This is a genomic window from Paenibacillus humicus NBRC 102415 (genome assembly GCF_004000905.1).
GTDB classification, from domain to species: Bacteria; Bacillota; Bacilli; order Paenibacillales; family Paenibacillaceae; genus Paenibacillus_O; species Paenibacillus_O humicus.
Map to the genome: position 1 here is coordinate 61993 of NZ_BIMD01000016.1, position 24505 is coordinate 86497.

The window sequence follows — 24505 nt, forward strand, 5'->3', positions numbered from 1 at the left end:
GGTTAGCATTATCTTTATCTCAACCGGTACTTTTATCGCTTTCCTGCAGATGACAGCCCTTTCATTCCGCACTTTATTTGGAAAGCAGCACGATTTTCAGCTTTTTTGAAAAGGAATCCGAATCCGTACCCGCGTCCCTTCTCCCTGCACGCTGTGGATGGAGATTCCGTAAGGCTCGCCATAGAGCAGGATCAAGCGGTCGTGGACATTGCTCACCCCTATTCCCGTGAACAGCTGCCGTCTGCTCTTGGAGCTCTTGGGCCTCGGCCCGCTCATGTCCATGCCGTCTCCGTTGTCGGCGACCTCGCAGGTCAGCGTCTCGCCTTCCCGGGTGATCGTAACGTACACATGACCTTCCGGCTTCGTATTGAAAGCGTGAAAAAAGGCATTTTCGATGAAAGGCTGGATGATGAGCTTCGGCAGAGACGCTTCGCAGCATTCCTCCGATACGAAATACTGCACCCGGATGCGATCGCCGTAACGCACCTGGTTGATGAATACGTAATGCTTGAGATTGTCCAGCTCCTGGCCGACCGTGACGGTCTCGCTGACGTTGCCTATGGCGTTCTGGAGCAGGGAGATCAGGGCGTTGATCGTTTCCGCCGCCTTCTCCCGGCTTCCCTGCTTCACCATGATTTTAATCGAGGCCAAAGTATTGTACAGGAAATGGGGATTGATCTGGCGCTGCAGCGCGGCCAGCTCCGCCTGCCTCTGCTTCTGCTGGGTCTGCACGAGCTGCTCCACATATTCATGCAGCTCGTCGAGCATGAAGTTGAAGGCTTGGGCCAGCTGCCGGGTTTCATAACTTCCCGACACCTTCACGTAATGATGGAACTCGTACTTCGAAATGGTAGAGATCTGTTTGACCAGCCGGGTCAGCGACTTCGTCATTTTGCGGGTGATGAAGAAGACCACGATAAGGGCTCCGGCCACGATGGCCACACAGATCAGAAGGATCGACCGGGTATCGATAAGCTGGCCTAGCGCCCACTGCTTGTCGATGAGATTGACGATGTACATGTCATAGAAAGAGAGATCCTGCGCGAGGATCAAGTCTTTTTTGCCCATGAATTCCGCTTCCTTGAAGGAAAGTCCCCGCTGCTGGATGTCCACGGCATGCCGGAGCAGATCGGGGGCTTCCTGGCCGATGAGAGCCGAATCGTTGCTGGAGATGATGACGCCGGATTTGCTCAGGATCACAACCGAGTTCCCTCTGCTCGTATAGCTGCTGTAGAAGCTTCTCAGCTGGCTCTCTGGAATCGCTACGTACAAAGACCCGTAGACCTTTCTTGTGGTCCGGTCCATCAGCGCCTTCGCAGCGACAATAAACGGCTTTTGCTCCCCTTTGTCCGGATCGTAATGGAACTCGTACTGAAGCCGGTCCGGCGCCGACTGGACGCTTTTTGCCAGCGGGCTTGCCTTGAGCTGATCGTCCGTGACGGACCAGATGCTGCGGCTGGTGGAGTATGTGCGGCCATTGTTCCCGAGCACGAGGAGATCGACATCGTACGCATCGAGGTTCGAGCTGCTCGGCTTGACCTGCTTGCTCATGCTGTAGTAGCTCTTGAACAAGGCCGCCGAATCGGCCGTCCCCTCCGTAAGGAACTGCCGTACCGTTCCGCTTTGCTGGATGTTGATGATCGAGGTGGAGACGGCGTCGTTGAACGATTCGAACCCCGACTTGATCTGGCTGATCACCTTGGCGTTCGTGATGCTGAACGTATCCATGAACAAGCGCTCGGAGATCCGGATCGTGCTCCACGAGGTCAGAAGGGATACGGATACGATGCTCAGCAGCAGAACGACGAACATTTTCATGAACAAGCCGTGGAACTTCAACCGTTCCAATTTCCGCTTCATTGCCTGCATGCCGGCCACCCTTTTCTATTTCGCATAATGGCGTCGATACTCGCTGGGCGAGAAGCCCGTCGCCTTTTTGAACACTCTGGAAAAATAGCTGGGATCCGAGTAGCCGACCCTCTCGCTGATTTCGGAAATCGTCGCCTCTCTCTGCCTCAGCTGCTCGGCCGCCTTGTCCGTACGGATCTTGTTCAGATACTCCGTGAAGCCCTCCTTGTTATGGGAGGCGAAGTAGCTGGACAGGTAGGAAGGATTGAAGTGGAAGTGCTTGGCCATTTCCTTCAGCGTGAGAGGCTCCGCATAATTTTTCTCGATATATTCGAGCAGCCTCTTCATATTGCCGCCGCCGGGCTGCTCCTGCTGCCCGATGCACAGCTTCGCCTCTTCAATGAAGGCATTCAGGCATTCCGCTGCATCCGGGGCGTACAAGGACTCGTTGATCTCGTTGAAGTAGGCGTATTTGACCCGTTCCAGCTCCTTGACATCATGCTTCCCATTGACCAGAAGCACCGTAATATTGAACATGATCGCAGTCAGGAACGATTTGAATTCGAACACATCCGTGCCGCAGCATGAGGCCCATGCATCCACATAATTTTTCAACTCCTCAAAAGCAGCTTCGTAACGGCCGTGCCGGATTTCGTCCGCGAATCGATTCAGCGGGAAAGGGCCCGGCGGGAGCCCGGCAGCCGGCAGCTCCTCCTCCACGATGACCCTCCGGTCCGGCAAATAAAACCGGCTGTTCAGCCGCTTGGCAAGCTCGCCGTCATATACATCCGCCGTGAGGGCGATATTGCCGTAGACGCGGCTTAAGGCGAATGCGGCATGCGGGAACTGCTCCTCCGTCAAGCGGGCAACGGCCCGCAGCCACTCGAGTACGCCGGAACTGCCGCAAGACTCCAAATTGAGCAGCGCCAGGACAGATCCGCTCTTCGGCTCCAGCACGCATGCGGCCGTGTCCGGCAGCAGGCAAGCCAGCATTTCCTCCATAATCTTCCGCATTTCTCCTGTCTCGAAACTCGAGGAGGGACGGGTCCTCAGCTCCGCACCCGCCAGGCAAAAATAACGATGAGGAAACATTCCCTCCATCGAGGCTTCGTCCAAGTCCGCTCCGCGGCTGCCAAGCAGCCTTTCCACTGCTGCCCGCATGGACAGCTTCTCCGGAGAGGCAAGCTCGGCCCTGGCGAGCGACGGAATCCGGGCAGCCGTTTTTTTCAAGATGCGCAGCAGCTCGTTCTCCTCCAGCTTCGGCTTCAGGATATAATCGGCGACGCCGCTTTGGAAGGTCGCTCTCACATAATCGAATTCTCCGAAGCTGCTCAAGATGATGACCTCGATATCCGGATACCGGCTTTTGATTTGCCGTGTAAGCTCCTCTCCGTCCATGACAGGCATGACGATATCCGTCAGCACGATATGGGGACGGAGCTTGTCGATGAGCGACAGGGCTTCCTTGCCGTTGGAAGCCTCGCCCGCGATGCGGAATCCCTCCTGCTCCCAGTTCAGATAATGCTTGATGCCTTGCCTAATCAGCACCTCGTCATCCACCAGCACAATATCGCACCATACTTTTTCTGTCATGGTCAGCCCCCCGAATGATAACGCTGTCATTTTGAAGCTGCCTGCAGCCTTGGCTGCCGCGCCGAGCTACCCTGCTTAAATGAAAAAAACCACCTCCCTCTTTGCGCAGATCGCAAAGGGGGGAGTTCGTGGTTTAACCGGCTCCTACCTGTTATGAACTTGATTTCATAGTAGCATTTCGAGGCGCAAATGAAAACGGGGTCCTTTTTCCCACTTCGATCCGCTTCCAGCTGGGATAGCGTCTGCAAGCCGGTGTGGAGGTCCACTCCTTCTTCCTGCGGCGCAATAGGGCTGAAAAGCCGACTCCCTATTCCGTTCGTCCGCATCCCTTACAAAGAAAAAAGGCTCGTGATCTGCTCTGGGAGCATCTCACGAACCTGTCGATGATAAAGTGGTGCGGTCAAGAGGACTTGAACCTCCACGTCATTGCTGACACTAGAACCTGAAACTTGCGCGCTAAAGGGAAGCAAGCGGAAGCTATGTTCCTTTAGAGGAACCAAAAAACCACGAAAAGCCTATAAAATCAAGGGGTTTCGGCGTTTCACGCCACCCTTCCCTAGTGCCACAAGGCGTCTCGTAAATTCATCAAAAAGTGACTGAAATTGCACGTTTGAGAGAACTCGGAGAGAACGATACTCGAATCAGCCCTGCTCCACTACCATCGACAAATTATAGCGGAGCAAGAAATTAAATACCTTTCTTGTGTAAGAAGCCTAATACAATCGCTTGATTAGGTTGTTTCCCTAGTTGACGATTCTTATATAAGAACTTTTCACTAAGTAACTACGATTCTTGTATTTTTACGCACATATGATAAAGCCGTGTATTTTTACCTGAACGATTATGCGTAGTTGTCATGAATCTTATATCAGAGTATGAATAATCTTTATCAGCATTTGTATCAGAAGAGACAAGCATTACTGGATATTCACGTGTTTTAACGTAGTTGCAATACCTATCCCAAAAAGACCCAAAATCTTTAACTTTAACATATGACAAACATACATTGAATGCATTTCCTGTTGTATCGTAAGAATATATCTTGTCAAGATGAACATCAAGATAATTAGTATTTAAGCTATCCAAATTAAGGGCTTCAATAATAGTAAAAGGCATTCTATCGTTTTCAACAAAAATATCAATTTCGCCAGATGATTTACCACTAGCAGAACTTCCGCGTCGAGTTTGGTCTTTTATGCGATATCCGTTTGTCTCCAGTAAATCTGTAATAAAGTCATTACGCTCATCTTCTGTAGTGCTAACGTAAAGCTTACGTGCTTGAAGTTTGATGCAAGCCAAGTAAAGATCACGAATAAATAAATCGGTTAGTGACTCTGTATTTTGTGGAGGCTTGAAGAAAATCTCGTTTGTAATATTTATCACTTTTATTGCATAAATATTTTTACCTTCAATACTAAGTGTACCAAATTCTATTATTGGTTGCTCAGCTAACAAACTGAGTGCCCGTTTAATAGGTTCATCTAATATGAACCCATTACTTATTCCATTAATAGAGTAATTATCTGTATTTTTGCTTACCCCGATTACAATGTAGCCATACCCCTCTGTCATGTTTGACAGAGCAGCAATAAACAAAGCCAAATTTTGCGGTCTGAATTCTACGTTTCTACAAATAAGATTTTTTGAATCAGGGGATTGTAGTAATTGCTTTACTTCATTAATGTCAATCATTTTTCTCTTATGCTCCTAAGTGGAATCTTGTTAACACCAGTCAGCTTTAATATTTTCCCAAATGTAATTTTTTGCGGCTCGCTCTTATCATCTTCAACCCATAATTCACAATCCTTTTCATAGTCAAGCATATCCAACTCAGTATCATAATATAATATTATTTGACCATAATCAGACGGTCGAGTAATTAAATATATTTCAGTACCGTGTTTTTTTATTACGAAGATAGTATTACTAATTCTGATTGGATCTGAAACGTCATATTCCGATTTTTTCTTATCTAAAAATTCAAGGATTTTATTCTTGGAGCGCTCAAGAATATCTTGGACATAGCTGAATAATTCTGAATTGCGTTTAGAATCATGAATAAATTCTGGGCCAAACACATTATTTGCCAGAGCACGATTTAAATCTTCTTCAGTTGAAATACCCCATTGTGCAAGAATTTCCATTGAAATCTCCACCGTTTTACTAGAACTACTTTCAACATTTGAGCGAGATAATATCTGCTCTAATTCTTGCACTCCAGAAACACCATATTTCTCTAATATGTCGTTGTATTCTTCAATTTTCGACATATTTTCAGCAATATCATTATCATTATAAAACCAATGTAAATTAGTTGATAATTCTTTGAAGCACTTTTTTACCTTTTCATTAGCCAAATTTTCTCTAAGCCAAAGATACGTTTTATTAAATACTTCTTTTACATCAATATCGTTGTGCCCAATGCTGTTTTTATTTTCTTTCACATACTGTGTGATTTTCTCGGAAATATTCTCTAGGTAGACAGTTCTATTTTCAGGCAGATCTAAAATAATGTCTTTTGATAACAATGTTTTACGTACATCATATCCAGCATATTTAGATGCATCTTTAAGGATTTCATCAATTTCACCTGAATCCAGTGATAATTCTGCTCTCATTTTGAAATTTCCATATTGATCAGGCAATATAGCAATCCGATCCAATAAACCATCTTGCTCATATTTCACCAAAATTCGAACGAAATTTGACACCCACATCATCGCCTCATGCTCACTGGCAAAATTAAAACTAGAGGCAAAGATTCTTATACTTTCATAGGAGCTTATGTCCTTGGTTATTTTTTCCCTCCAGAATTTCAATGCCAATTTTAATAGCTCTTGTGAATGTTTCGATACACTATTCCTTATCCAGGCATCTTTACCTTGTAATTCATAAACAAGATCTAAAAAGTCATTTTGTTCGCTATTCTGTTTAGCTTGAAGAGAAATAATGCTCTTATAAAAGTCTTCTGCTGAAGGATGTGATCTATGCAATTTTTTTAGAATCTCTGAGAAAACATCATCTAACGTGAGTTTTTTTAAATTAGCAAGGAACTCACTATTAATTTCTCTATCCAATAATTCAATTTTAAAATCGAAATTTAATACAGTAGATATGTCTTTATAAATTTCATCAATACCGCAATCAAGTGATACCTCATCTAAAGTACGAAATTCACCGTATTGATTTGGCAAAATACGTGGGCTTCTGCCAAGGTTGTTGGTATACAAATATTCATTAGAATAGAATAATGCTAATAATTCATTTAGCCAGTCAGTTACATTACCATTAAGATGTTTTGATAACTCACTAATATTTTCAAATGCTTCTACTCGGTTAATTAAATCTAATAAACCGTAATTTCGGCATTCTTCCCATAAAGAATTGTACCAACACTCTAATTCTTCACGCTTTGTAATCATATGGGGAATGAGTTTGCTTGATAGTGTCCATACTTTTGCCCTGAGAGTTTCATCTAAATCTTTTGGAATGAATACACCTGTACCGCCCCATTCATCTATAAGAGGCATTTTGCCAGCATTATGTGTAGAAATGAGAGGAATTTCTATGATATGAGACTTTAGTTTATTAATTATTTCTTGCTCAAACCACTCTTTAGATAGCCAATCCTTTGCAGGCTGTTCAGGGATTTTAGTAATGTTGTAGATTCCCTCATATTCTTTTTCTAAAAAGTAGTCCACTATCTTAACATAAAATAGTGAAGCTTCCATTAATATTTGCTTATTTTCAGCTATTTGTTTATGTACTTTATCCGTTAAATGTATTCCGTTTCGTGGTTCTGTTGGATTAAACTTAGGACTGTTTACTACAACAGGAAATGAAAAATCATTTGTTCCTAAGAGAGGAAAGTCGCAAAATATTTTGGGTAATTGAGTATCGTACTTTGTTGTAAAATTGTTACCTGCTTGCTGTTCGACTTCTACTGCAACAGATAAGTCATTCGTTCCCAAAACAAAAATATATCTATCTTTTGTCATCCCCTTTGTTGCAATTACAACATTTGTCACACTCGCATCTTCAAGCTCAGTTTCAATCATTCTGCCGCGGCTAATTTTTTGTATATATTGACCGCTTGTTACTGTGATTGAACCTATCTCTGGAACAAATGCAAATACGTAAGGTGCAGCAATAAGCAGATTCTTCAGACCTTTCTTTGCTGTTGACACTCCAGATTCGTCCAAAACATAGGTGAAGCAAGTATTGAAATCTTCGTCATTTATTGTTTTGTCAGTAGTTATGGTAGTATTCTTATCTAACTGCGAACAACTTTCTTGTATGGCACTAATTATTGATTGCTGATCCATACCAGATCGGTCTAAAATAACATTAAAAGAACATGGTGATTCACCAGCATCCTGCAGATATCCAGAAACCCTAACTTTTTCTGAAAGCAAGTGAGTAGTTAAAAAGCCTGTTCCAAATTTCCCAGTAGTCTTCTTATTTTTTTCATTAGTTATTGTGCGATCTTTTGTTGACACTTGTTCTATAAGAAAAACAATATTTTCTGTCGAGAACAGTTTACCATTATGTTTGAATTCAACAGTCTTATTGCCTTCGTCAAAGTTTATAATTATGTCAACCATCCCACTTGTGTTAACAACGTCTTTCGCATTTTGTATAAGTTCCCAGATCCATCTATAAGAGGTTGTCTCATCATTCTTCAATTTTAACTCAGTCAGCATATCAATTATTTTATTTGCAGCTTGTGTCTCTTGGGCTTTATTTCGTAAATTACGTATTTTCTGCGAAAACTCCATCATTTCACTATCACCTTCAACTATTCAATTGGATTATTGCTCACTGATTCAGAAATATTGTCAACCGGAATAAAACCATATCTCCCCACACCAATTACTTTGCTAAAGTGAATATAGTTCATGTTATCCTGTACTTCTTTAATAGGGTCTATATTTTCAAAAATGATTACCTGAACATCATTTCGAAGTTTAGATAAATTTTTGAAAAAGGCTTGCTTCATGTCTAACGATATATCTTCTTCACTACTGCTTAGTGTTGTTTGATTGAGTCTTTCTTTGTAAGTAGTTAACGGAGAATCTAAAATAATCAGCCCAGGATGCTTGAGTCCAATACTTCTTGTATATTTCATAATAGCAATAACAAAAGCAGCATTTAATATTGCCCGATAACCTTTTCCATGATTTTTTCTTTTCTTACCTGAAACAATTAACTCCTGATCATCATAATCTATGCTTACACTTGTTAAATCAGGGTAGTTCCATCCAGCAAGTAACTCTTTCACTTCTGTAGCAAAATCATCATAAATTTCTGTTGTTATTTCATTAACGAATTTCATCTTCTGATTCTTTTTAGACAACTCCCTCATAATATCTAACTGGCTAGTTTGATACTCAGCAATACGACGTTCATTAAGTTCAATTTCTTGAAAAATCTTTTTTATGTTCAACAAAGTATCCATTCTTTCTTTCGTTAATACTGCAACTGGCTTTAATTCACGCTGAATAATGACCTCAATTTCCTTAATTCGTTGACTTAAAAGTTTAACTTTTTCATTGTTTTCTTTATTCTCATTTTGTAGATTTGTTAATGTTTCTCTAAGATCAATTAGCTGAGCGTTAATTTTATTACTTTCCTCAGAACACGCAATTTGTAAATCCTCTAAGTAAAAATCATGATTATGCTCAGTAGTTTTTGAGTTGAAAGGATTATTGCAAACAGGGCAATTTGAATCAAATAATTGTGAGATATAGTGATCCCCTTCAATAAGAAATTGAAGTCGATCTAAATCAGAAAGATAGCTTTTTTCAAGCAATCTGAATCTTTCTAATAGTTCTTCAAGCATTAAAATTCTTGATTTTATTTCTTGTTCTTGAATCCATATTTCTTTCTTTTGTCCCATCCTAAGATTAATTTCTTTGCTATTATTTGATAATGTACTCATTAATTTCTCAATCTCTTTTGTTAGTTCATTGGCATCATAGTCCTGAATTTGTGCGCCTTTTTCTTTCAATTCCATTTTCAATTTCTGCAACAAAGAGCTTACAAACTCCAACTTTCCTTCGAGTCGGGTTCTGTATATCTTAGGGTCTTCTATCTCTTCTCCATGATTATCGTCTACGCCTGTTAGAATAGTCTTAAATGCAGACTGTTCAGTCGTTTTATTAGAGGGTATACCTGAAAAAATAGGCACTTCCTCTGATATAATTTTTTCCTCATTAAGCATCATTAGAGCAACAAGATTTCTAAAAGAAAAAGATACTTTGGTTCCTCTTGCATTTTTCCTTAAAAGCATATCTTTGATTCCCGTTAAGGATAAGAGAAATGTTGATATATTGTCCTTGTCATCCTTATCATGCTTAGCTTTCAGTTTCACACAATTCTGCAGAAATGAAATATCATCAATTTTTGACTCATAGACAAAAATTGATGAATCACCAATTTCACGCTTTAATGTATAGCTTTCTCCTTCGTATTTCTCAAGTTCAATAAAAATAGTTGAATACCCAATACTTTCATCTATTTCTTTTGGTTCATCTTTACCACCAAACATATAGTTTATTAATTGAAATATGTAAGTCTTCCCAGTATCAGAAGCACCTGAGATAACATTAAGCCCTTTTTTGAGTACGATACTAGCATTTCTCTTATTTTTTCCTGTAAGTCGGATTTCCGAAATAAAAAAACCCTCTGTATTCATTAGTTGTCCCCCCTTACGAAAGCTTCTTTTACAAATTCTCCACCCCAGCGATCAATATTTTTCATTATAAAATTTTTGAGTTCCACATCAGTATAATTAGAGAATTTGTCGATCAGTAATTTATTCACATCCAGAAGCCGTAGCATATAGTTAGACTCAAAATGTTGAAGAAACGCTTTAGAGTAAGGTGTTGCTCCATACAAAATTCCGCTTTTTCCATATTCGATGTTAATAAGCTTTTTGCTAATCATTAAGTGAAGCCCTTGGCTTACTAAATCTCGCTTTATCAGTATTTCACCAGATCGAGATGGTGTTGAAGGATGCAGACTCTCAAATTCTGGCTCAACATCACCATAATGTGTTAATAGATAATCCAAATAAATCAACCTTTGAATATCTATAGCTTTATTTTCTAATCCTGCTAAAATCACTAAGCATCGAAGTCCAGTTTCTAATGGAGTATTGAATAGGTAGGTTTCTCTACTTAATTTTACCTCGTTCATTTTCTCACCCAGTTCAGAATGTCATTGTTCGCCAGTTGATGGCAAATTCCACTTCTATCACTTCCATCAATGTAGCTAATTAGTACATTGCTTGTAATCTCCAATTTTCTAGCTTCTTTTATTGTTTCCTTAACACATACAAAGCCGTCAGCATGAGTATCCTCTGCAGTGTCTATTACTCCTCTATAAATTTCATCCTGCAACTTTTCAAAGGGCTCGTCATAAGGCAACTCATCTCTAGCAAATCTTCTAAGTGATTCTGCTTTATAATAGTCTTCCCGCTGTCTATTAAAATGTCGATGCAGCGAGCTGTAGCTTTTCAACTCCTCAACACCAGCAATCTTTTTTCCAAGGTGATCTGAATATGCTTCAAATAGTTGTGAAACATATCTTACTTCTTCCGGTTTTATTGAAGGCCCTGGGGCCTCCGACTGAGGTCTAGGATTATTTAACCCACCACCAAAACGATATTTATAAAAAGGTGTGCTGCTGTACTGTTCTATCAATTTCTGAGGAGGACAGTGATTTATTATTGAAAAGTCAAACTTTTGGATATATTCCAGCAACTCATTAGTTAAAGAAACTTCACTTACATTCGTAATCTTTCTCTTGCATTTATCTTCCCAAGCTGAGATTAATCCAGCATTCAGACGAGTCGGATACTCGATTAATTCTGATAAAGAAGTTCCCAAACCACAAGAAGAAATCAAATAGTACTTTCTTGGAATTGTATATTCTCTAATAAACGTGTAGTAGCATAGTTTCCCCAATTCTAACCATACATCACTTGGATAAAGCGGATGGTCATAATGCTTACATTGATAATTATCCCAGACATGATTCGGGGAATCATTATTTACAAATGCAACTATATCCCTTCCCTTATCACCTGCCGAGCCTGAGCGATACACAGATGTATACTCTTTTTTCAAATATCCATCGACCCATTCACAAATCATATCCTCAAATTGATCTGCTGAAAATGTTCGCAATCTATCTATAGGGGGGATAGGCAACCCAAAAAGAATATCGTAATTATCCGGCTTTTGCGGTAATTTGAATGGTTTTAATTCACTTAGAGTAGTTTCCATATAATCACCTTTCAACAAGAAATGCTACTTCATTAGGATATTCTACATTTTCCAAGCATTTCCTCCCTTTTCCGCAAAAATGCTGGTCATTAACTCAACTTCCGCAGGGCGAAAATCGACTTTGATCCTTTTTGTTGGTAGGTTATTGGCGGTTAGATAGTCCAATTGCAAAATAGAAAAACACCGCTTTGTATGGCAATGTGAGAGTATCGAGCTACCACTGCCTGACCGAAAGGTGTCTTCCATCTTGATAACCGAGCAACCTGAATGTTTTACCAGATGATTGTTTTCAGCGGAGGCTAGCTTGTTCGGGAAAGCCCTATTACTCCACTGGGATACAGGATACAATTGAACCAGAACGTTATTCCACCAAAAATAGGATTCCTTTTGCTCCACTGAAATACGAAAGTTCTACCCCTGAATATGAGGTCTGCCAAACAACACTTGCTTGTCCGAATCAAACAGATTGCGGTACACTACTTGTCCCCGGCTTGAGGAAGCATCTACAACTTTGCCATCCCCCGCATAAATTCCAACGTGGGTAATATCCATAAACCTACCATTTCGCTCATAGCTCCAAAATACAAGATCGCCAGGAACCAGGTCTGCCGCGCTTACTGTCAGGCCATTTTCTACGCAAAATCTTGCTTGTTCCGCTGCGGTTCGCGGCAGGTTAATGCGTAGCTGTCGATAAACCCACTGAACGAGATAGCTACAATCTGTAAAGTCATCCTGTCCGGCCTTCGGTTGACTGTACGGATCACCTAAACGAGTTAGCGCCAATTTGACGACTTCACTGCCTATTTCTCCCTCGGGCAAATGCTGCCCTATATCCGCAAGCTGTCCCGGCGTCAAGCCGACATCCGTTTCTTTACCGAGCATCTCAAACATGAGTGGCCGAAACTCCCCAGACATCATTTCTCTCATGATGTCCATCTGTTCATTAGTAAAGTGGTAGGAGTCAGCTTGTTGCTCCGCAGTTTTGCTCGAAACGGTAATATGCAAAATGTGTTCATAACTGGTAGTCGTCTCTTCGCTGGTACTCCCATCTTCATGCTCTACCGGAACGGTTTCCGTATGTTCGATCGTTTCAATACGGGATTCCAGTTGATTCATGTCCCAAAACACCGATTGGATGATCCCGATCCTTGTTGCATCAAGTGTTGCTACATCCATTCCGTTTTCTGAATCCATGACAGTCTTCACGGCAAAAACGGCTATAATATCCATCCAATTATCTATTCGCGTGTTATCCGCGCTGCCGGGATAATGAAACTCCACCCGGTCTACACGGCCAGAGGACTGCTGTATTTCTGCCAGTCGGTCGGCATACTCAATGTCCAGCTCTTGAACGATTCGGGAAAGCGGCTTTACATCGGCATCCGTATTTTCGCCGGATACAAAGATACTGAAAGGCGAGGAAATGACAGCAGCTATTGCCATAACAATGCACAATAATACAATAACGGAACTACTGATTCCCAAAAGCGCGGCTACTCCTTTGACAAGCAAAGCGGCTGCTTTTACTACCATTTTAATGATCCGAAGATTTAATCGCGCTGCAGCTTGTGCCCTTTGAATGGAGCGGCGGGCAGTCATCGCCATCTGTGCAGTCCGCTGCGCTGTCCTGGCGCTATTCATTTTTCCTTCCGCTTGATAATCAGAGTGGCTTTTAGCCTGTCCTAGCCGTTGTCCCGTTTTTATAAATGGCGATAATGTCTTAAATTTCCTTTCTTTACGTTTGATCGTATGGCTTGCTTGCTTTGATATAGCGAAGGGGATTCGGGATGACGGTGGCCTGAAATGCCGCTTCCTCATGCTTACGGACGTTAGCGCTTTTGGACGATTCACGCGTACATTTGCTGAATGAGATGCCGCGGCGGCTAATGCTCCTTTTTTCCCGGCCGGTTCTTGATCTCTACCTTCCCGATTTAGAATTCGGTTAGTAAAGCTATTTTTGCGAAGAGGATGCAAAAGCCGGGCATTGACCCGGCTCCGTATAAAGCGTTGTTTTCTTGATTGATGGTTAGCTGACAAGAGATATTTCCCATCTACCGGCTTGCGGAGATGCAACCTACGGGCAAGTCGCAATTGACGTGTACCTGAAGGCTTAGTAATTATAGCAGCGGGGTTCTGTATCGATACCGTATCCCCTTCTGACTTTGCCCGCCTTTTTTGAATGAGCCTTATCAATCTTTTGCTAGCAACCACGCCCATACCAATTTGAAAACGTACCGTTTTATCTATGGCCGATGCAGAATGGTGCTGCGCATATTCATTTGGAGATTGTGAAATCGTCTTGTCATTGTCTTTATGCTGTTTTGTGCGTGCGCTCGAATGTTTTACACGATCCATCAAGTTTGGCAGTTTGTCCAAACGTTTAATGTCTTTCACAACAGTCCTCGTTTTAATATCCTTCATCTATTCCACTCCCTTAACTAGTTGACATTCAGCGAACTTGTTCGTTCAGCCGCTTGAAATTCTTCTCCTGGCTTCGGCAATAATCCGGATAACGAAGTTGAATCGCTTCAAAAAAATAGGGAGCGTAGCTGCAATCGAATAATTCGTGGGGAGTAGAGTAGCGTTCCCCACCTTTTTCCGTCCAGCCATTCCACAGATTAAAAGCAAGCCTGCACACGCGGATAGAACTACCGGTTTGCCACGAGGCTGCGAGACCTCCGGGCTTAATGCCCCCATTAGAAAAATCAAACAAATCGCGGATATGACTCCGAGTATCGCGGGAAATACCTAATGTGTAGAAAAGTGCCCGATGATAGCCGTCGCTGCATTTCCTTTCATCAAGCATCCGATAGTAGAAACTTTCGTGTTCAGCATCTCGAAATCGAATCGGATTCATTGTTACCTGCCCCCCTCATGGAAAATGAGCGGCTGGTTATAACCAGCCGCCGCCTACATAAAGCTCTTTACCTATCTGTTCATTTTGGCAAGAAAATCGGACCCTTTGACCTACCGCAATCACATTTTTTTGAGAAACTGCGCCATTTGTTTTAAGCCGCGTTCAATAGATTTTCGTACTGCCCGTTCATCAACTTGCTCAGCTTGGGCAATCGCTACTTTGCTCATGTCTAAGAAGAAGTGAGCATAAATTCGTCTGAACGATTTTTCCGGCAATCGACACATAGCCGCATAAAGCTGCTCATTGGAAAGCTTACGCTCGTAATATTCCTCCGGGGAAATCGAAAGGAAAAGAACATCTTGTTCTATACCGTCGTTCCGATCAAGCGAGTAATAAGCGCGATGACGATAGGTGCGCAATTTATATGCACTTTCGTTTAAGTCGAAACGGCGGATTTCTTGTGCCACTTCATCATCTAAGTCGATCCATACATCCGTTTTGATAAAGGGATACATGTCCCGCAAATTAATCCTTTTCATATTCGTCCCTCCATTTTGGTTTGTGGGCAAACCAAAATGGAGGGGGAGAGCGACAGCCAACGCTCCCTTTAAAACGATTGTTGATTTTGTTACATAAATAAAAAAGACCTTGCCGCTCAGCAATCCAATGCTGATTTGCAGCCAAGTCTGATAGTAATATCCATCGTTGAGGCGTTATGAGCCATACGAATAGTAAAAACACATAAAAGGATCGTGGTTTGACATTGCATGCAACGTGGGGCACATAATATCAATTTCCCTCCTCACATGGCAACACCATTGCGAGAGGAATAGCCAGTCTGTTTTATGATGGTGTTGTCCTACGTTTTAGTTCAAACGCTCCTTTTTGACTGTCCCGTATCACATGCCTTCAGCACTCGTCACTGTAATAGCTACCTTCTTTTGGGTTTCAATCAGAAAATAAAAAAGAGCGCTTCGCTTCTTTTTGCTGATCATCACAGCAAAAAATGAAGCGGCGCTCAATGGCTGGAATGCAAAGTAATGCGCATAGCATAAATACAGATGTATCCAGTTCAGGATGCATTTCTACCTATTTCTAAAAAAACAGATTAATAGGAACCGCATCATCGCCCTCCTTTCATCGGTATGATTGTACGACTTAATGCGGAAACATGACGAAACCATGGAACAAGTTATGCCCGTTTCGTCAATCCTTGCTTCACAAACATAAAGGACAGCCGATGATCTTGTAGGCTGCCCTTAAGCTTGCTATACTATCATCGTATCAGGAAAATCGTGCATATCGGGTGCACAATTCGTGCAAAACAAGAGCAAATCTAGTGCAGCGTTCGGTGCATGTTCGGTGCAAGAAAGATTCACGGCATCTCATCTCTTGGTGAGGAGTTAATCGTACTCGGAGAGATTGAACTGACTGCTAAAAATGGGGGTAGACCCTAGAGCCTGTTTGAAAAGATGGGGGATTGAGGTGATATTCTTCAATTCACGAACCATAAAAATAGAAGATGCGTATGTGCATCTTCTGAAGTAATGATATGATCAGTCTTCTCCAAAGGAATCCAGTTCCAACAGGACCGCCCGATCTTTGATTTTTCGATATACTTTATGCAGAATTCGCTTCCGATGATAAAAGAACGCGCGGCGGGAAAGTGCAATGCGATCTATAATGACCGAAAGCGCCAGTTTATCCAAATATCGTAGACGAACGAACAAAATTTCCTCTGTGGTGAGAGCCGAGAAAGCGTAATCGATCAATCCGATTCTCGATAATAGCAACGGGATTTCATGTTCAGTGATCTCTATCCGATGAATGACCGTACGCAACAATGGTTCTTGTTTTCTTCCATTGCCATGATTCACCCACTCATGCAAAGCCCTCGTTAATCCCGGAATATGCTTAAGCTCTGCCTGCGCATATTCCAACCTTGCTTTCCAATCACTATAGGACATAAGCCATGCTTCAACTTTTTCATAGGGGATGGACTGTTGAGTAAGATTCATCAAACACCCTCCCCAATTCCAAGAAATACTACAACTCTCCTTCCGCAAAACTGCTGAATGAAGTGCAAATCAATCCATGTTAATAAACATAATTCACGCTCCGTTTCTAATTGATCCATGACGATCATCCCTTCATTGTTATATTGGGGACAGCCGCATAATTACGTAAGTTAAAGGCACCATCCTCTTCATTTTACGAGAGCCTGTCCCATTTTGATTTACTTCAGACTCCGATTCACGACAACAATCTCCAGCATTCATCTTTTTTCTCTCCACCTCCTTTGGTACGGGATAATATTCCTATTTTCCCTTAGATTACCCCTTCATTTTACCTATTATTAGTTCGAATGGGGAGGGTGATCTTTTTGTCACCCTCTGTCATGATAATTTTGTCGAAAATCCCCGAATTTTCCCAAAGCTTGTTTCAATTTCAGTCCCATTAACTCACGTAGCATAGTGCTGATCATACAGACCTCTTCGTTTCGCCTTCTCAGCAGCTTCTCGAATGGATCGGGTGTCGAATTTACGAGTGATATGCCGAACGTGCGATTTTAGGGTGTTCGAAGTAATGCCAAGTAATTCTCTGATAATTGTCTGTCGATAGCCCAAGCCTATGAGTTGCAAAATTTCTTTTTCCGTAGGTGTGAGCATGCAATGCAATTCTTTTCGCTTTATAAGCTCGATCTCACTACGGATTATCGTCGCGACATCCGCATGGAGAGAGGACTGACGTCGGTGAGCTTCTCTGATCGCAACCGGTATGTCCATATAGTTGGACTTTGTAATATAATTGACCGCTCCGGCAACAACTGCATCGACCATGACTTCCGGATCATGTATCGAAGAAAGGACAATAATCGGTAACTCTTTATTTCTGAGAATCTCCGCTGCGGCGTCCAGCCCGTCTCGTTTGGGCGAATTCAAAATCATTTCCAGGATCATTACGTCTACGTCTAATTGTACACTCGCTCGAATCGCTTCCTCTTTTGTCGAAACGATGTTAGATAAATAAATATCTGGCTCGGATTCAAGCAACATAGCGAGTCGCTGTTGCCAAGCTAGGTCACCATCCGCCAGTAATACTTTGATACTCCCGTTCCTACGGATCATATCTTTTATCTCTACAGAAAAGCTTGTTTGTTTGTTCATAATCGATCACCTCTTTTATTTTCAAATGACAAAAAGACACGCCCTCTCACTGGCGTGCCTGCTTGTCATCTTGGTGTGGTTTGAGAGGGTAACCCGGCGATCATTGCACTAGTGCAGAAGACCCGTGGCTTTGCGTCCCTGTCTTTCGATCAGGTTTGCCTTTTTTCCTAGTCTATTCGACATATTGAATTAATTTATTTTACCATATTTCAATAGATGCCAAAAAGTTTGCTTGGTGTCAACCTTAGTAACGTATGTTCGAACATAGCGCAACCCACTTCTTCTTTCGGGGGTCTCGCCAACATTTTAACGAAAATATACGCTAAGCAAAGGCGAAGGCGCTGCCAACTTACCGGCAGCGCCTTATTGTTTATGCCGAACATGTTCAACTCAACTCGAGCTGCAACAGTTCGGCCCTTCACGGCTCAAGCCTTGATGGCACGTATCGCGGCAGACACCAGGTATTGTTCGACATTTGCGCCGGGAATCCAATCCTTGATGAACGTCTGGGATTCGTCTTTAGGTTCGATCTCAATTTGGGTAAACCCGCTTTGCGCAAGCATGGCTTCCAACTCCCCGATAGAGGAAGCTCCTGAAATACACCCTGAATAGATACGGTCGATATCCTGCTTGATTTCTTCCGGAAAATCGGCTGTTGCCACGACATCCGATATGGCCAGTCTGCCGCCGTCACGCAGCACACGGAACGCCTCGTCAAACACCTGCTGCTTCGATGGGGACAGATTAATGACACAGTTTGAAATAATCACGTCAACCGAGTGGTCCTGAACCGGCAGATGCTCTATCTCGCCCAACCGAAATTCCGTATTGGTAAATCCGCTTTTACTGGAATTTTCGCGGGCGCGGCTGACCATTTCCGGTGTCATATCTACACCAATGACGCGGCCGGAAGCGCCCACCTGACGGGAGGCAAGAAAGCAATCAAACCCGCCGCCGCTGCCCAGGTCCAGCACGACTTCTCCCGGTTGCAAAGCAGCAATGGCTTGCGGATTGCCACAGCCGAGGCCCAGATTCGCCCCATCTGGAACGGCTGTTAATTCTTCTGACGAGTAGCCCATTTTAGCGGAAACATCCGCGGCCGAACCACAGCAATCATTGGCTGGCGCTGGCTTACAACAGGACCCCGCCCCTACGTCCTGTAAGGCGATTTCTTTATACCGATTCCGAACGTTTTGACGAATTTGATCATTACTTACTTGATTCATGAAAGTTCACTCCTTAGTTTTTTATACATCAACAGCAGCTCGTAACGCAGCAAGCCGTTGGTGTTGCACGAATGATTGGCCGTCGGTTAAAGAATCGGACCGATTGCTTTTGCATAGCGTCTGACCATTTCCACGCTTCTCTAGCAGATCGTTCGATTTCCCTTTGGCGTTGTTTCATAAGCATTTCCGCAGCAAACCAATTGAGGTTCAAGTCGGTCCCATCCTTTTATCAAAAAATGTAAGCATTCAGTGTTTAAGGTGATGCAAAAGCTTTTTAACAACAAACTGCGCGTCCGGCCCCCCCCCCCTTATGGTAGCAGAAGCAAAGGAACGCTGCCCTTCCAGCCCCACATAATAAAGTCCCGGAACGTCGCTTATGCCTGCTTGATGTAACGGCCTTCCTTCCGAATCCAGCGCGCCAATCGCTTGAAGGTAGGGAAGATACGGCCGGTAGCCTGTCGCAAAGATCACCGTATCTACCGGCTCTTTTGTCCCGTTCGGCCAAATCACGCCATCCTCATAAAAGGATGTGAACATCGGTTGTTGATCTGGTTTTCCTGCCGCTACTTTTTCTTTGTACCCGCCCGAATCGTTCACCGCACTTGAACTCGGCGCGGTTTTCCCGAACCGCCAAAAAGGAAAGGTGTCAAACCCAATCAGTTTGATCCAAAAATGCACATCCTGATCCAACAGCCTCGATTTCATGAATTGGATCGGCCGGAGTACCGCTAAAGACGTCTTGCTCACCTCGGCCAGCTCAACTCCGATCTGTACGGCAGAATTGCCACGCCCGACCACCACTACGCGTTGATTGCGAAATGGCTCCGGATTCCGGTATTCGGAGGAATGAAGTGTGCGGCCTTGAAACGCCTCCTGCCCCGGTAAAACTGGCGTATAGGGATTGTGAAATGAGCCGGCCGCATTAATGATGGTGCGTGCCCGAAACGTATCCCCTACCATCGTACGGACCGTAAACCCTTCTCCATCCCTTTCGACCGATGCTACGCGTTGATTGGTTCGGACCGGCAATTGAAATTTTGCCCGGTAATCCTGTAAATAACGAATGACTTCATCACGCTTGGGATAGCCATTCGGATCGCCGGGGAATGTCATGCCTGGCATCGACGAGAAACGTGCCGGAGAGAACAGTTTGAGACTATCGTAATAACGCGGCCACGAGCCCCCCGCCTCGTCGCCCGCGTCCAAAATCAGATATCGAAGTCCTTTCTTCTGTAGATGATAGCCGGAAGCCAGACCCGCCTGCCCCCCTCCAATGACAATCGTATCCAATACCTCATTCATACCCAACACCCTCCGATTTATTTGCAAAATGCAAGTATTAGAGAAAAGAAATCACCCGATGGGGGTGGAACAGCAAAGGCTGGATTTTGACATAGCTTCATTCAAAAGCTTAATGGAGCGAATGACCGTTTCTTTTTCAAAATCGTTCATGTGAGAGAAAATCTCTGCTAAATAAGCGTTACATTGCTGGTCAATCGTTGTGGCTACATATTTGCCTTCTGTCGTGAGAGAAAGCACAAATACCCTTCGGTCGTTGGGATCGGGCGATTTTTTCACTAAGTTCATTTTGATTAACGATTGGATTTGTCGGCTAAAGGTCGTTATATCGGTTCCTAACGCCTCGGCTACCTGCTGAATGGACGGTTGATGCTGACGATCGATCTCGTAAAGAATATGGCTTTGCACTAAGGAAATATCGCAGCCACCGGCGGAGCAGCAATTTTTATTGAGAAACCCAAAACGGCGTGTCATGATCTGAAATAGTTCGCGAACATTTTCCACTGTGATTCACCTCATGTTTTAGTTATACAATATTTATTTGCAAATTGCAAATGTTTTAATCGCAAAAAGAAAAACCACTCGGTTGGAGTGGTTTCTAGCGTGCTTATTTACCGGGATATATCTTGTTAAGGGATTCTCTCTGTGATGGTTTAATATCAATGATGTTGCGAATGCTCTTCGCCTTGGCCTCGGCTTCGTCAAGCGTATCGCTTAATCCCAAAGCAAGTAAGGTACCAGCGGCTACCGTACCGGTCCGCCCTTTTCCTCCGCCACAATGGAAAGCCACTTTCTTGTTTTGGTGGTAAGCTTCGGTGACGGCCTGGATTGCTTGCTCAAAGGCTTTTTCTTGCGGTCCGCCTGAGTTATCCGCTAACGGAATTTGAATCCATTTCGCATTGGCCGCTGGATAGGCGCATTCCGTTGCTTCGCCGCGCAGATCCACGATCACGTCGATACCTTCATTTTTCACCGTCGATTCCACATCAGTTGCCGCGCCCATGAAAATTTTATCCGGAATCAAAGCATGGTAGGTTTTTTCAGACGACATGGACTATACTCCTTTTTTAAACGATCCAAACTCAATCGGAACCGGGGCCGCTGGCGGTGCGCAGCACAGGGACAAATCCCTGGCTTCTCCAGCGGATTCGAATTCGGAATCTTCTTTTGTGTAGAAAATCTCCCAAGCGTTGCCGTCCGGATCATATACCCAAACTTTATCCTGTACCGCATAGCAGCATGTGGTATTCATCTCGTCTATCAGCAGCAGTCCGCTTTGACGGAGCCTCTCCCCCATGGCCAGCACTTCTTCCGTATTATTCACTTGGAATCCCAAGTGGTTCAGAACACCCTTTTGTTCGAAGGGACGTACATTGAGCGAAAAATGAAGCGCCGGTTCTTCTAACTCAAATTTGGCGTAGTTATCTTTAACCTTACTCGGTTCTGCCCCAAAAAAAGCGCGATAAAACTCCAAAGACTTGTTCAGCTCCGTACAGTTTAAAGCAACATGCATTCGTTTGATCATCGTCGCCACCTCATTTCCCTTCTTTGACGAATTGTTCAATCCGGCTCTTAATCGAATCGCGAACGGTGCGGAACTGGTTCATGATTTCTTCTTCGGTTCCGGTTGCTTTTGCCGGATCATCAAAACCCCAATGCCATTTCGTTACGTTCTTGTTGGAGATCACAGGGCAATGCTCGTCGGCGTGGCCGCATAAGGTAATGACATAATCGGCGCGATTCAAAATGTCCGGATCGATCACATCGGAGGTGTTTTTGCTAATATCTACGCCAGCTTCTTGCATGACTTGCACCGCACGCGGATTCAGTCCGTGTGCTTCAAGACCTGCGCTTTTGACTTCATATTTGTCGCTGCCTAGCGCGTTTAAAAACCCGTCCGCGATTTGGCTTCTGCAAGAATTTCCGGTGCACAAAAAATAAATTAACGGTTTTTTCTCCATGGTGAACAATCTCCTTTTGATTTCAATTCATTAATCGCCTTGATGAACTCTTTTCGCTTGTTTACTTCCCATAAAAGACTTCATGATCATTGAAACCACCACCAGGACGACCACAATCACCGCAATACATAGCCATACATTCACCTGTAGCGTCTGGAGAACATAAAGCCATACATAAAGACCGGTGAGCGTTATGAACAACGTGGGAATGGTTAACAAGATGCCGACTTTAAAATAATAGCCCCATCTGATTTTCACATTTTTCGTGGATAGGACATGCAGCCAAAGCAGCGTAGCCAAGGAGCCGATTGGCGTAATTTTCGGTCCTAAGTCCGAACCGATCACATTCGCATAGATCAGCGCCTCACGAATGAAGCCATCGGTTTGTGTGCCTTGGATGGCCAGCGCATCAATCATGACCGTGGGCATGTTGTTCATAATGGACGACAGGATGGCTGCAATAAAGCCCATTCCTACGGTAGCCACAAATAACCCTTTGTCTGCGACTGCTTGAATGACGCTGCCTAGTGCATCCGTAAGTCCGGCATTGCGCAAGCCATAAACGACCACATACATGCCGATAGAAAAGATCACGACAGCCCAGGGAGCGCCTTTTACCAGTTTCCAGGTATGAATTGCAGGGCTTTTTCTCGCCGCGAACAAAAAGGCAATCGCGGCAACCCCGGCAATAATGGATACAGGGATCGAGAAAAATTCGCTAATGAAATACGCAACAAGCAGCGCGGCTAAAATGACCCAGGATAACTTAAACAACCGCATATCCTTGATGGCTTCTTTCGGTCTTTTCAGTTGCGTGAGATTGTAACTGTTCGGGATGCATTTCCGGAAATACAGATACAGTACAATGAGGCTCGCAATGACGGAAAAGAAATTCGGAACAATCATGCGGCTCGCGTATTCCGCAAAACCGATATTGAAATAATCCGCAGATACGATGTTAACCAAGTTGCTGACGACAAGCGGCAAGGAAGCCGTATCCGCAATGAAACCACTGGCCATAATAAACGGCAAGATCATCTTTTCATCAAACTTAAGTGCCCGGACCATGGCGAGCACAATCGGTGTGATAATCAAGGCCCCGCCGTCGTTGGCAAACAGCGCGGCAACCGCCGATCCAAGCAGGATGATAAATACAAACATGAGCAGACCGTTTCCGCGTGCCAGCCGCGCCATATGCAACGCAGCCCACTCAAAAAATCCGATTTCATCCAGCACCAGTGAAATTAAAATAATGGCCACAAACGCCAAGGTGGCGTTCCAGACGATGCCGGTTACGGTGCCGACGTCTGCGAAACTGACCACGCCAAATAGTAAAGCAAGGATCGCTCCGGCACTTGCCGACCACCCGATATTTAGTCCTTTCGGTTGCCAGATGACAAACAGCAACGTTACCAAGAAAATGAAAATCGCCACATAAACCATATGCTTCCTCCTGAACTACGTACAGCAATCATTGGCTTCGCAAACGGCAGGCTCAATCAGGGCCGCTTGCGAAGGAATTTCCTTGAGAATATCCAAAATATAAGGCTTGTCTTCCAGACAGAGCGAATAATAAACCCATTGCCCCCTGCGCGACTCTTTAACCAGGCCCCCGTCTCGCAGCTTGCGTATATGCTGACTGATATTCGGCTGGCTCGTTTTCAAAATGTCCACGATCTCGCACACGCACAGTTCCTTCACCTGCAGCAAGGCTACGATGGTGAGCCTGTTCCGGTCCCCCAATAGCTTCAAGGCATCCGCTACTTCTTCTAGTTTGCTCAACTGCTTCACTCCTTTTAAGCGACGGGAATGTCCATCCCTTTTAGCAACCCGATCACTTTCTCCCGAATCTCGTCACGAGCTCTCTTCACGTCTTCCAAGGTGCCGCCGTCTACGACCAACGGGTCAGGGATGTTCCACTCAACGTTCATGATCTTGAACGGCACGATGGGACACCGCTCCACAACTTGTTCGCACAGCTTGACGATCGCATTCGACGATAGAAAAACCTTCATATCAATTTTTTTGCAAACATGCTGGGAAAGATCGATGCCTACCTCGCGCATGGCTTCAATGGTGTAAGGATGTACTTCATCGGATGGATTTAATCCGGCGCTCTCCACCACCACATGATCCCCGCCATAAAACTTGGCAAAAGCTTCGGCCATCTGACTCCGGCACCGATTTTGCCCGCAAAGGAAATAAATCCGTTTGACTTCCCGTTTCATTCTCCCACACTCCCCTGCCCGTTGTAAATAGCTAT

21 protein-coding genes and 1 riboswitch are annotated in these 24505 nt (G+C 43.9%); all 21 genes read right to left on the reverse strand.

Translation table 11 applies throughout. From position 1 onward, the window contains the following. Window positions 1-96: 96 nt before the first annotated feature. The 21 genes from PHU01S_RS12080 to PHU01S_RS12180 all read right to left on the reverse strand — a co-directional run bounded on the left by PHU01S_RS12080 (window position 97) and on the right by PHU01S_RS12180 (window position 24470). Window positions 97-1860, reverse strand: a complete 1764-nt coding sequence (locus PHU01S_RS12080) for a cache domain-containing sensor histidine kinase (protein WP_048749416.1) — start codon at window positions 1858-1860, stop codon at window positions 97-99. Between the two features lie 24 nt (window positions 1861-1884). After that, window positions 1885-3441 carry a response regulator transcription factor gene (locus PHU01S_RS12085; RefSeq protein WP_127507774.1) on the reverse strand — a complete coding sequence of 519 codons (1557 nt, stop codon included), beginning with the start codon at window positions 3439-3441 and terminating at the stop codon, window positions 1885-1887. Window positions 3442-4224: 783 nt separating this feature from the next. Beyond that, the gene (locus PHU01S_RS12090) at window positions 4225-5133 is read right to left on the reverse strand and encodes an AlbA family DNA-binding domain-containing protein (protein WP_021877435.1); all 909 of its coding nucleotides are present in this window, start codon (window positions 5131-5133) and stop codon (window positions 4225-4227) included. Then, window positions 5130-8222 carry a sacsin N-terminal ATP-binding-like domain-containing protein gene (locus tag PHU01S_RS12095; protein ID WP_198156122.1) on the reverse strand — a complete coding sequence of 1031 codons (3093 nt, stop codon included), beginning with the start codon at window positions 8220-8222 and terminating at the stop codon, window positions 5130-5132. The genes PHU01S_RS12090 and PHU01S_RS12095 overlap by 4 nt, the downstream gene beginning before the upstream one ends. A gap of 17 nt (window positions 8223-8239) precedes the next feature. Next, window positions 8240-10138, reverse strand: a complete 1899-nt coding sequence (locus PHU01S_RS12100; protein ID WP_048744030.1) for an SMC family protein — start codon at window positions 10136-10138, stop codon at window positions 8240-8242. After that, window positions 10138-10641 carry an ABC-three component system middle component 2 gene (locus PHU01S_RS12105; RefSeq protein WP_069202419.1) on the reverse strand — a complete coding sequence of 168 codons (504 nt, stop codon included), beginning with the start codon at window positions 10639-10641 and terminating at the stop codon, window positions 10138-10140. The genes PHU01S_RS12100 and PHU01S_RS12105 overlap by 1 nt, the downstream gene beginning before the upstream one ends. Further along, window positions 10638-11747 (reverse strand): ABC-three component system protein, encoded by a 1110-nt coding sequence (locus tag PHU01S_RS12110; RefSeq protein WP_218032445.1) that lies wholly within the window; start codon window positions 11745-11747, stop codon window positions 10638-10640. Before PHU01S_RS12110 ends, PHU01S_RS12105 begins: the two co-directional genes overlap by 4 nt. Before the next feature lie 396 nt (window positions 11748-12143). Then, complete coding sequence (locus PHU01S_RS26305; protein WP_021877430.1) at window positions 12144-14153, reverse strand: C40 family peptidase; 2010 nt, start codon at window positions 14151-14153, stop codon at window positions 12144-12146. A 28-nt stretch (window positions 14154-14181) separates the two neighbouring features. Beyond that, window positions 14182-14589 (reverse strand): DUF6075 family protein, encoded by a 408-nt coding sequence (locus PHU01S_RS12120; protein ID WP_021877429.1) that lies wholly within the window; start codon window positions 14587-14589, stop codon window positions 14182-14184. Window positions 14590-14708: 119 nt separating this feature from the next. Next, on the reverse strand, window positions 14709-15251 hold the full coding sequence (locus tag PHU01S_RS12125) for an RNA polymerase sigma factor (RefSeq protein WP_246029219.1): 543 nt from the start codon (window positions 15249-15251) through the stop codon (window positions 14709-14711). Window positions 15252-16145: 894 nt separating this feature from the next. Then, a complete protein-coding gene (locus PHU01S_RS12130; protein ID WP_021877427.1) occupies window positions 16146-16607 on the reverse strand; it encodes a hypothetical protein in 462 nt (153 codons plus the stop codon). A 444-nt stretch (window positions 16608-17051) separates the two neighbouring features. After that, window positions 17052-17756, reverse strand: coding sequence for a response regulator transcription factor (locus tag PHU01S_RS12135; protein ID WP_048744021.1), 705 nt, complete (start codon window positions 17754-17756; stop codon window positions 17052-17054). Between the two features lie 84 nt (window positions 17757-17840). Continuing rightward, window positions 17841-17926: riboswitch (cyclic di-GMP riboswitch) on the reverse strand. Between the two features lie 255 nt (window positions 17927-18181). Then, window positions 18182-18982 carry an arsenite methyltransferase gene (locus tag PHU01S_RS12140; protein ID WP_021877425.1) on the reverse strand — a complete coding sequence of 267 codons (801 nt, stop codon included), beginning with the start codon at window positions 18980-18982 and terminating at the stop codon, window positions 18182-18184. Window positions 18983-19228: 246 nt separating this feature from the next. After that, window positions 19229-20284, reverse strand: coding sequence for a flavin-containing monooxygenase (locus PHU01S_RS12145; RefSeq protein WP_048744018.1), 1056 nt, complete (start codon window positions 20282-20284; stop codon window positions 19229-19231). A gap of 51 nt (window positions 20285-20335) precedes the next feature. Further along, window positions 20336-20785 (reverse strand): MarR family winged helix-turn-helix transcriptional regulator, encoded by a 450-nt coding sequence (locus tag PHU01S_RS12150; protein ID WP_127507778.1) that lies wholly within the window; start codon window positions 20783-20785, stop codon window positions 20336-20338. Window positions 20786-20888: 103 nt separating this feature from the next. Further along, window positions 20889-21332: a protein-tyrosine phosphatase family protein gene (locus PHU01S_RS12155; RefSeq protein WP_127507780.1), complete on the reverse strand. Its 444-nt coding sequence runs from the start codon at window positions 21330-21332 to the stop codon at window positions 20889-20891. A gap of 3 nt (window positions 21333-21335) precedes the next feature. Continuing rightward, a complete protein-coding gene (locus tag PHU01S_RS12160; RefSeq protein WP_049869721.1) occupies window positions 21336-21806 on the reverse strand; it encodes an ArsI/CadI family heavy metal resistance metalloenzyme in 471 nt (156 codons plus the stop codon). A gap of 10 nt (window positions 21807-21816) precedes the next feature. Continuing rightward, entirely contained in the window at window positions 21817-22242 is a 426-nt protein-coding gene (gene arsC / locus PHU01S_RS12165; RefSeq protein WP_048744013.1) for an arsenate reductase (thioredoxin), read from the reverse strand. 30 nt (window positions 22243-22272) lie between these two features. Continuing rightward, window positions 22273-23685, reverse strand: a complete 1413-nt coding sequence (locus PHU01S_RS12170) for an arsenic transporter (protein ID WP_127507782.1) — start codon at window positions 23683-23685, stop codon at window positions 22273-22275. 15 nt (window positions 23686-23700) lie between these two features. Next, the gene (locus tag PHU01S_RS12175) at window positions 23701-24024 is read right to left on the reverse strand and encodes an ArsR/SmtB family transcription factor (protein ID WP_127507784.1); all 324 of its coding nucleotides are present in this window, start codon (window positions 24022-24024) and stop codon (window positions 23701-23703) included. 14 nt (window positions 24025-24038) lie between these two features. Then, complete coding sequence (locus PHU01S_RS12180; RefSeq protein WP_127507786.1) at window positions 24039-24470, reverse strand: arsenate reductase ArsC; 432 nt, start codon at window positions 24468-24470, stop codon at window positions 24039-24041. Window positions 24471-24505 lie beyond the last annotated feature (35 nt).

What these genes read in the sequence shown, in the direction of transcription:
- PHU01S_RS12080 (WP_048749416.1), bottom strand. Translation starts at nt 1,860, where the DNA reads ATGAAGCGGAAATTGGAACGGTTGAAGTTCCACGGCTTGTTCATGAAA.
- PHU01S_RS12085 (WP_127507774.1), bottom strand. Translation starts at nt 3,441, where the DNA reads ATGACAGAAAAAGTATGGTGCGATATTGTGCTGGTGGATGACGAGGTG.
- PHU01S_RS12090 (WP_021877435.1), bottom strand. Translation starts at nt 5,133, where the DNA reads ATGATTGACATTAATGAAGTAAAGCAATTACTACAATCCCCTGATTCA.
- PHU01S_RS12095 (WP_198156122.1), bottom strand. Translation starts at nt 8,222, where the DNA reads ATGATGGAGTTTTCGCAGAAAATACGTAATTTACGAAATAAAGCCCAA.
- PHU01S_RS12100 (WP_048744030.1), bottom strand. Translation starts at nt 10,138, where the DNA reads ATGAATACAGAGGGTTTTTTTATTTCGGAAATCCGACTTACAGGAAAA.
- PHU01S_RS12105 (WP_069202419.1), bottom strand. Translation starts at nt 10,641, where the DNA reads ATGAACGAGGTAAAATTAAGTAGAGAAACCTACCTATTCAATACTCCA.
- PHU01S_RS26305 (WP_021877430.1), bottom strand. Translation starts at nt 14,153, where the DNA reads ATGAAGGATATTAAAACGAGGACTGTTGTGAAAGACATTAAACGTTTG.
- PHU01S_RS12120 (WP_021877429.1), bottom strand. Translation starts at nt 14,589, where the DNA reads ATGAATCCGATTCGATTTCGAGATGCTGAACACGAAAGTTTCTACTAT.
- PHU01S_RS12130 (WP_021877427.1), bottom strand. Translation starts at nt 16,607, where the DNA reads ATGAATCTTACTCAACAGTCCATCCCCTATGAAAAAGTTGAAGCATGG.
- PHU01S_RS12135 (WP_048744021.1), bottom strand. Translation starts at nt 17,756, where the DNA reads ATGAACAAACAAACAAGCTTTTCTGTAGAGATAAAAGATATGATCCGT.
- PHU01S_RS12140 (WP_021877425.1), bottom strand. Translation starts at nt 18,982, where the DNA reads ATGAATCAAGTAAGTAATGATCAAATTCGTCAAAACGTTCGGAATCGG.
- PHU01S_RS12145 (WP_048744018.1), bottom strand. Translation starts at nt 20,284, where the DNA reads ATGAATGAGGTATTGGATACGATTGTCATTGGAGGGGGGCAGGCGGGT.
- PHU01S_RS12155 (WP_127507780.1), bottom strand. Translation starts at nt 21,332, where the DNA reads ATGTCGTCTGAAAAAACCTACCATGCTTTGATTCCGGATAAAATTTTC.
- PHU01S_RS12160 (WP_049869721.1), bottom strand. Translation starts at nt 21,806, where the DNA reads ATGATCAAACGAATGCATGTTGCTTTAAACTGTACGGAGCTGAACAAG.
- arsC (WP_048744013.1), bottom strand. Translation starts at nt 22,242, where the DNA reads ATGGAGAAAAAACCGTTAATTTATTTTTTGTGCACCGGAAATTCTTGC.
- PHU01S_RS12170 (WP_127507782.1), bottom strand. Translation starts at nt 23,685, where the DNA reads ATGGTTTATGTGGCGATTTTCATTTTCTTGGTAACGTTGCTGTTTGTC.
- PHU01S_RS12180 (WP_127507786.1), bottom strand. Translation starts at nt 24,470, where the DNA reads ATGAAACGGGAAGTCAAACGGATTTATTTCCTTTGCGGGCAAAATCGG.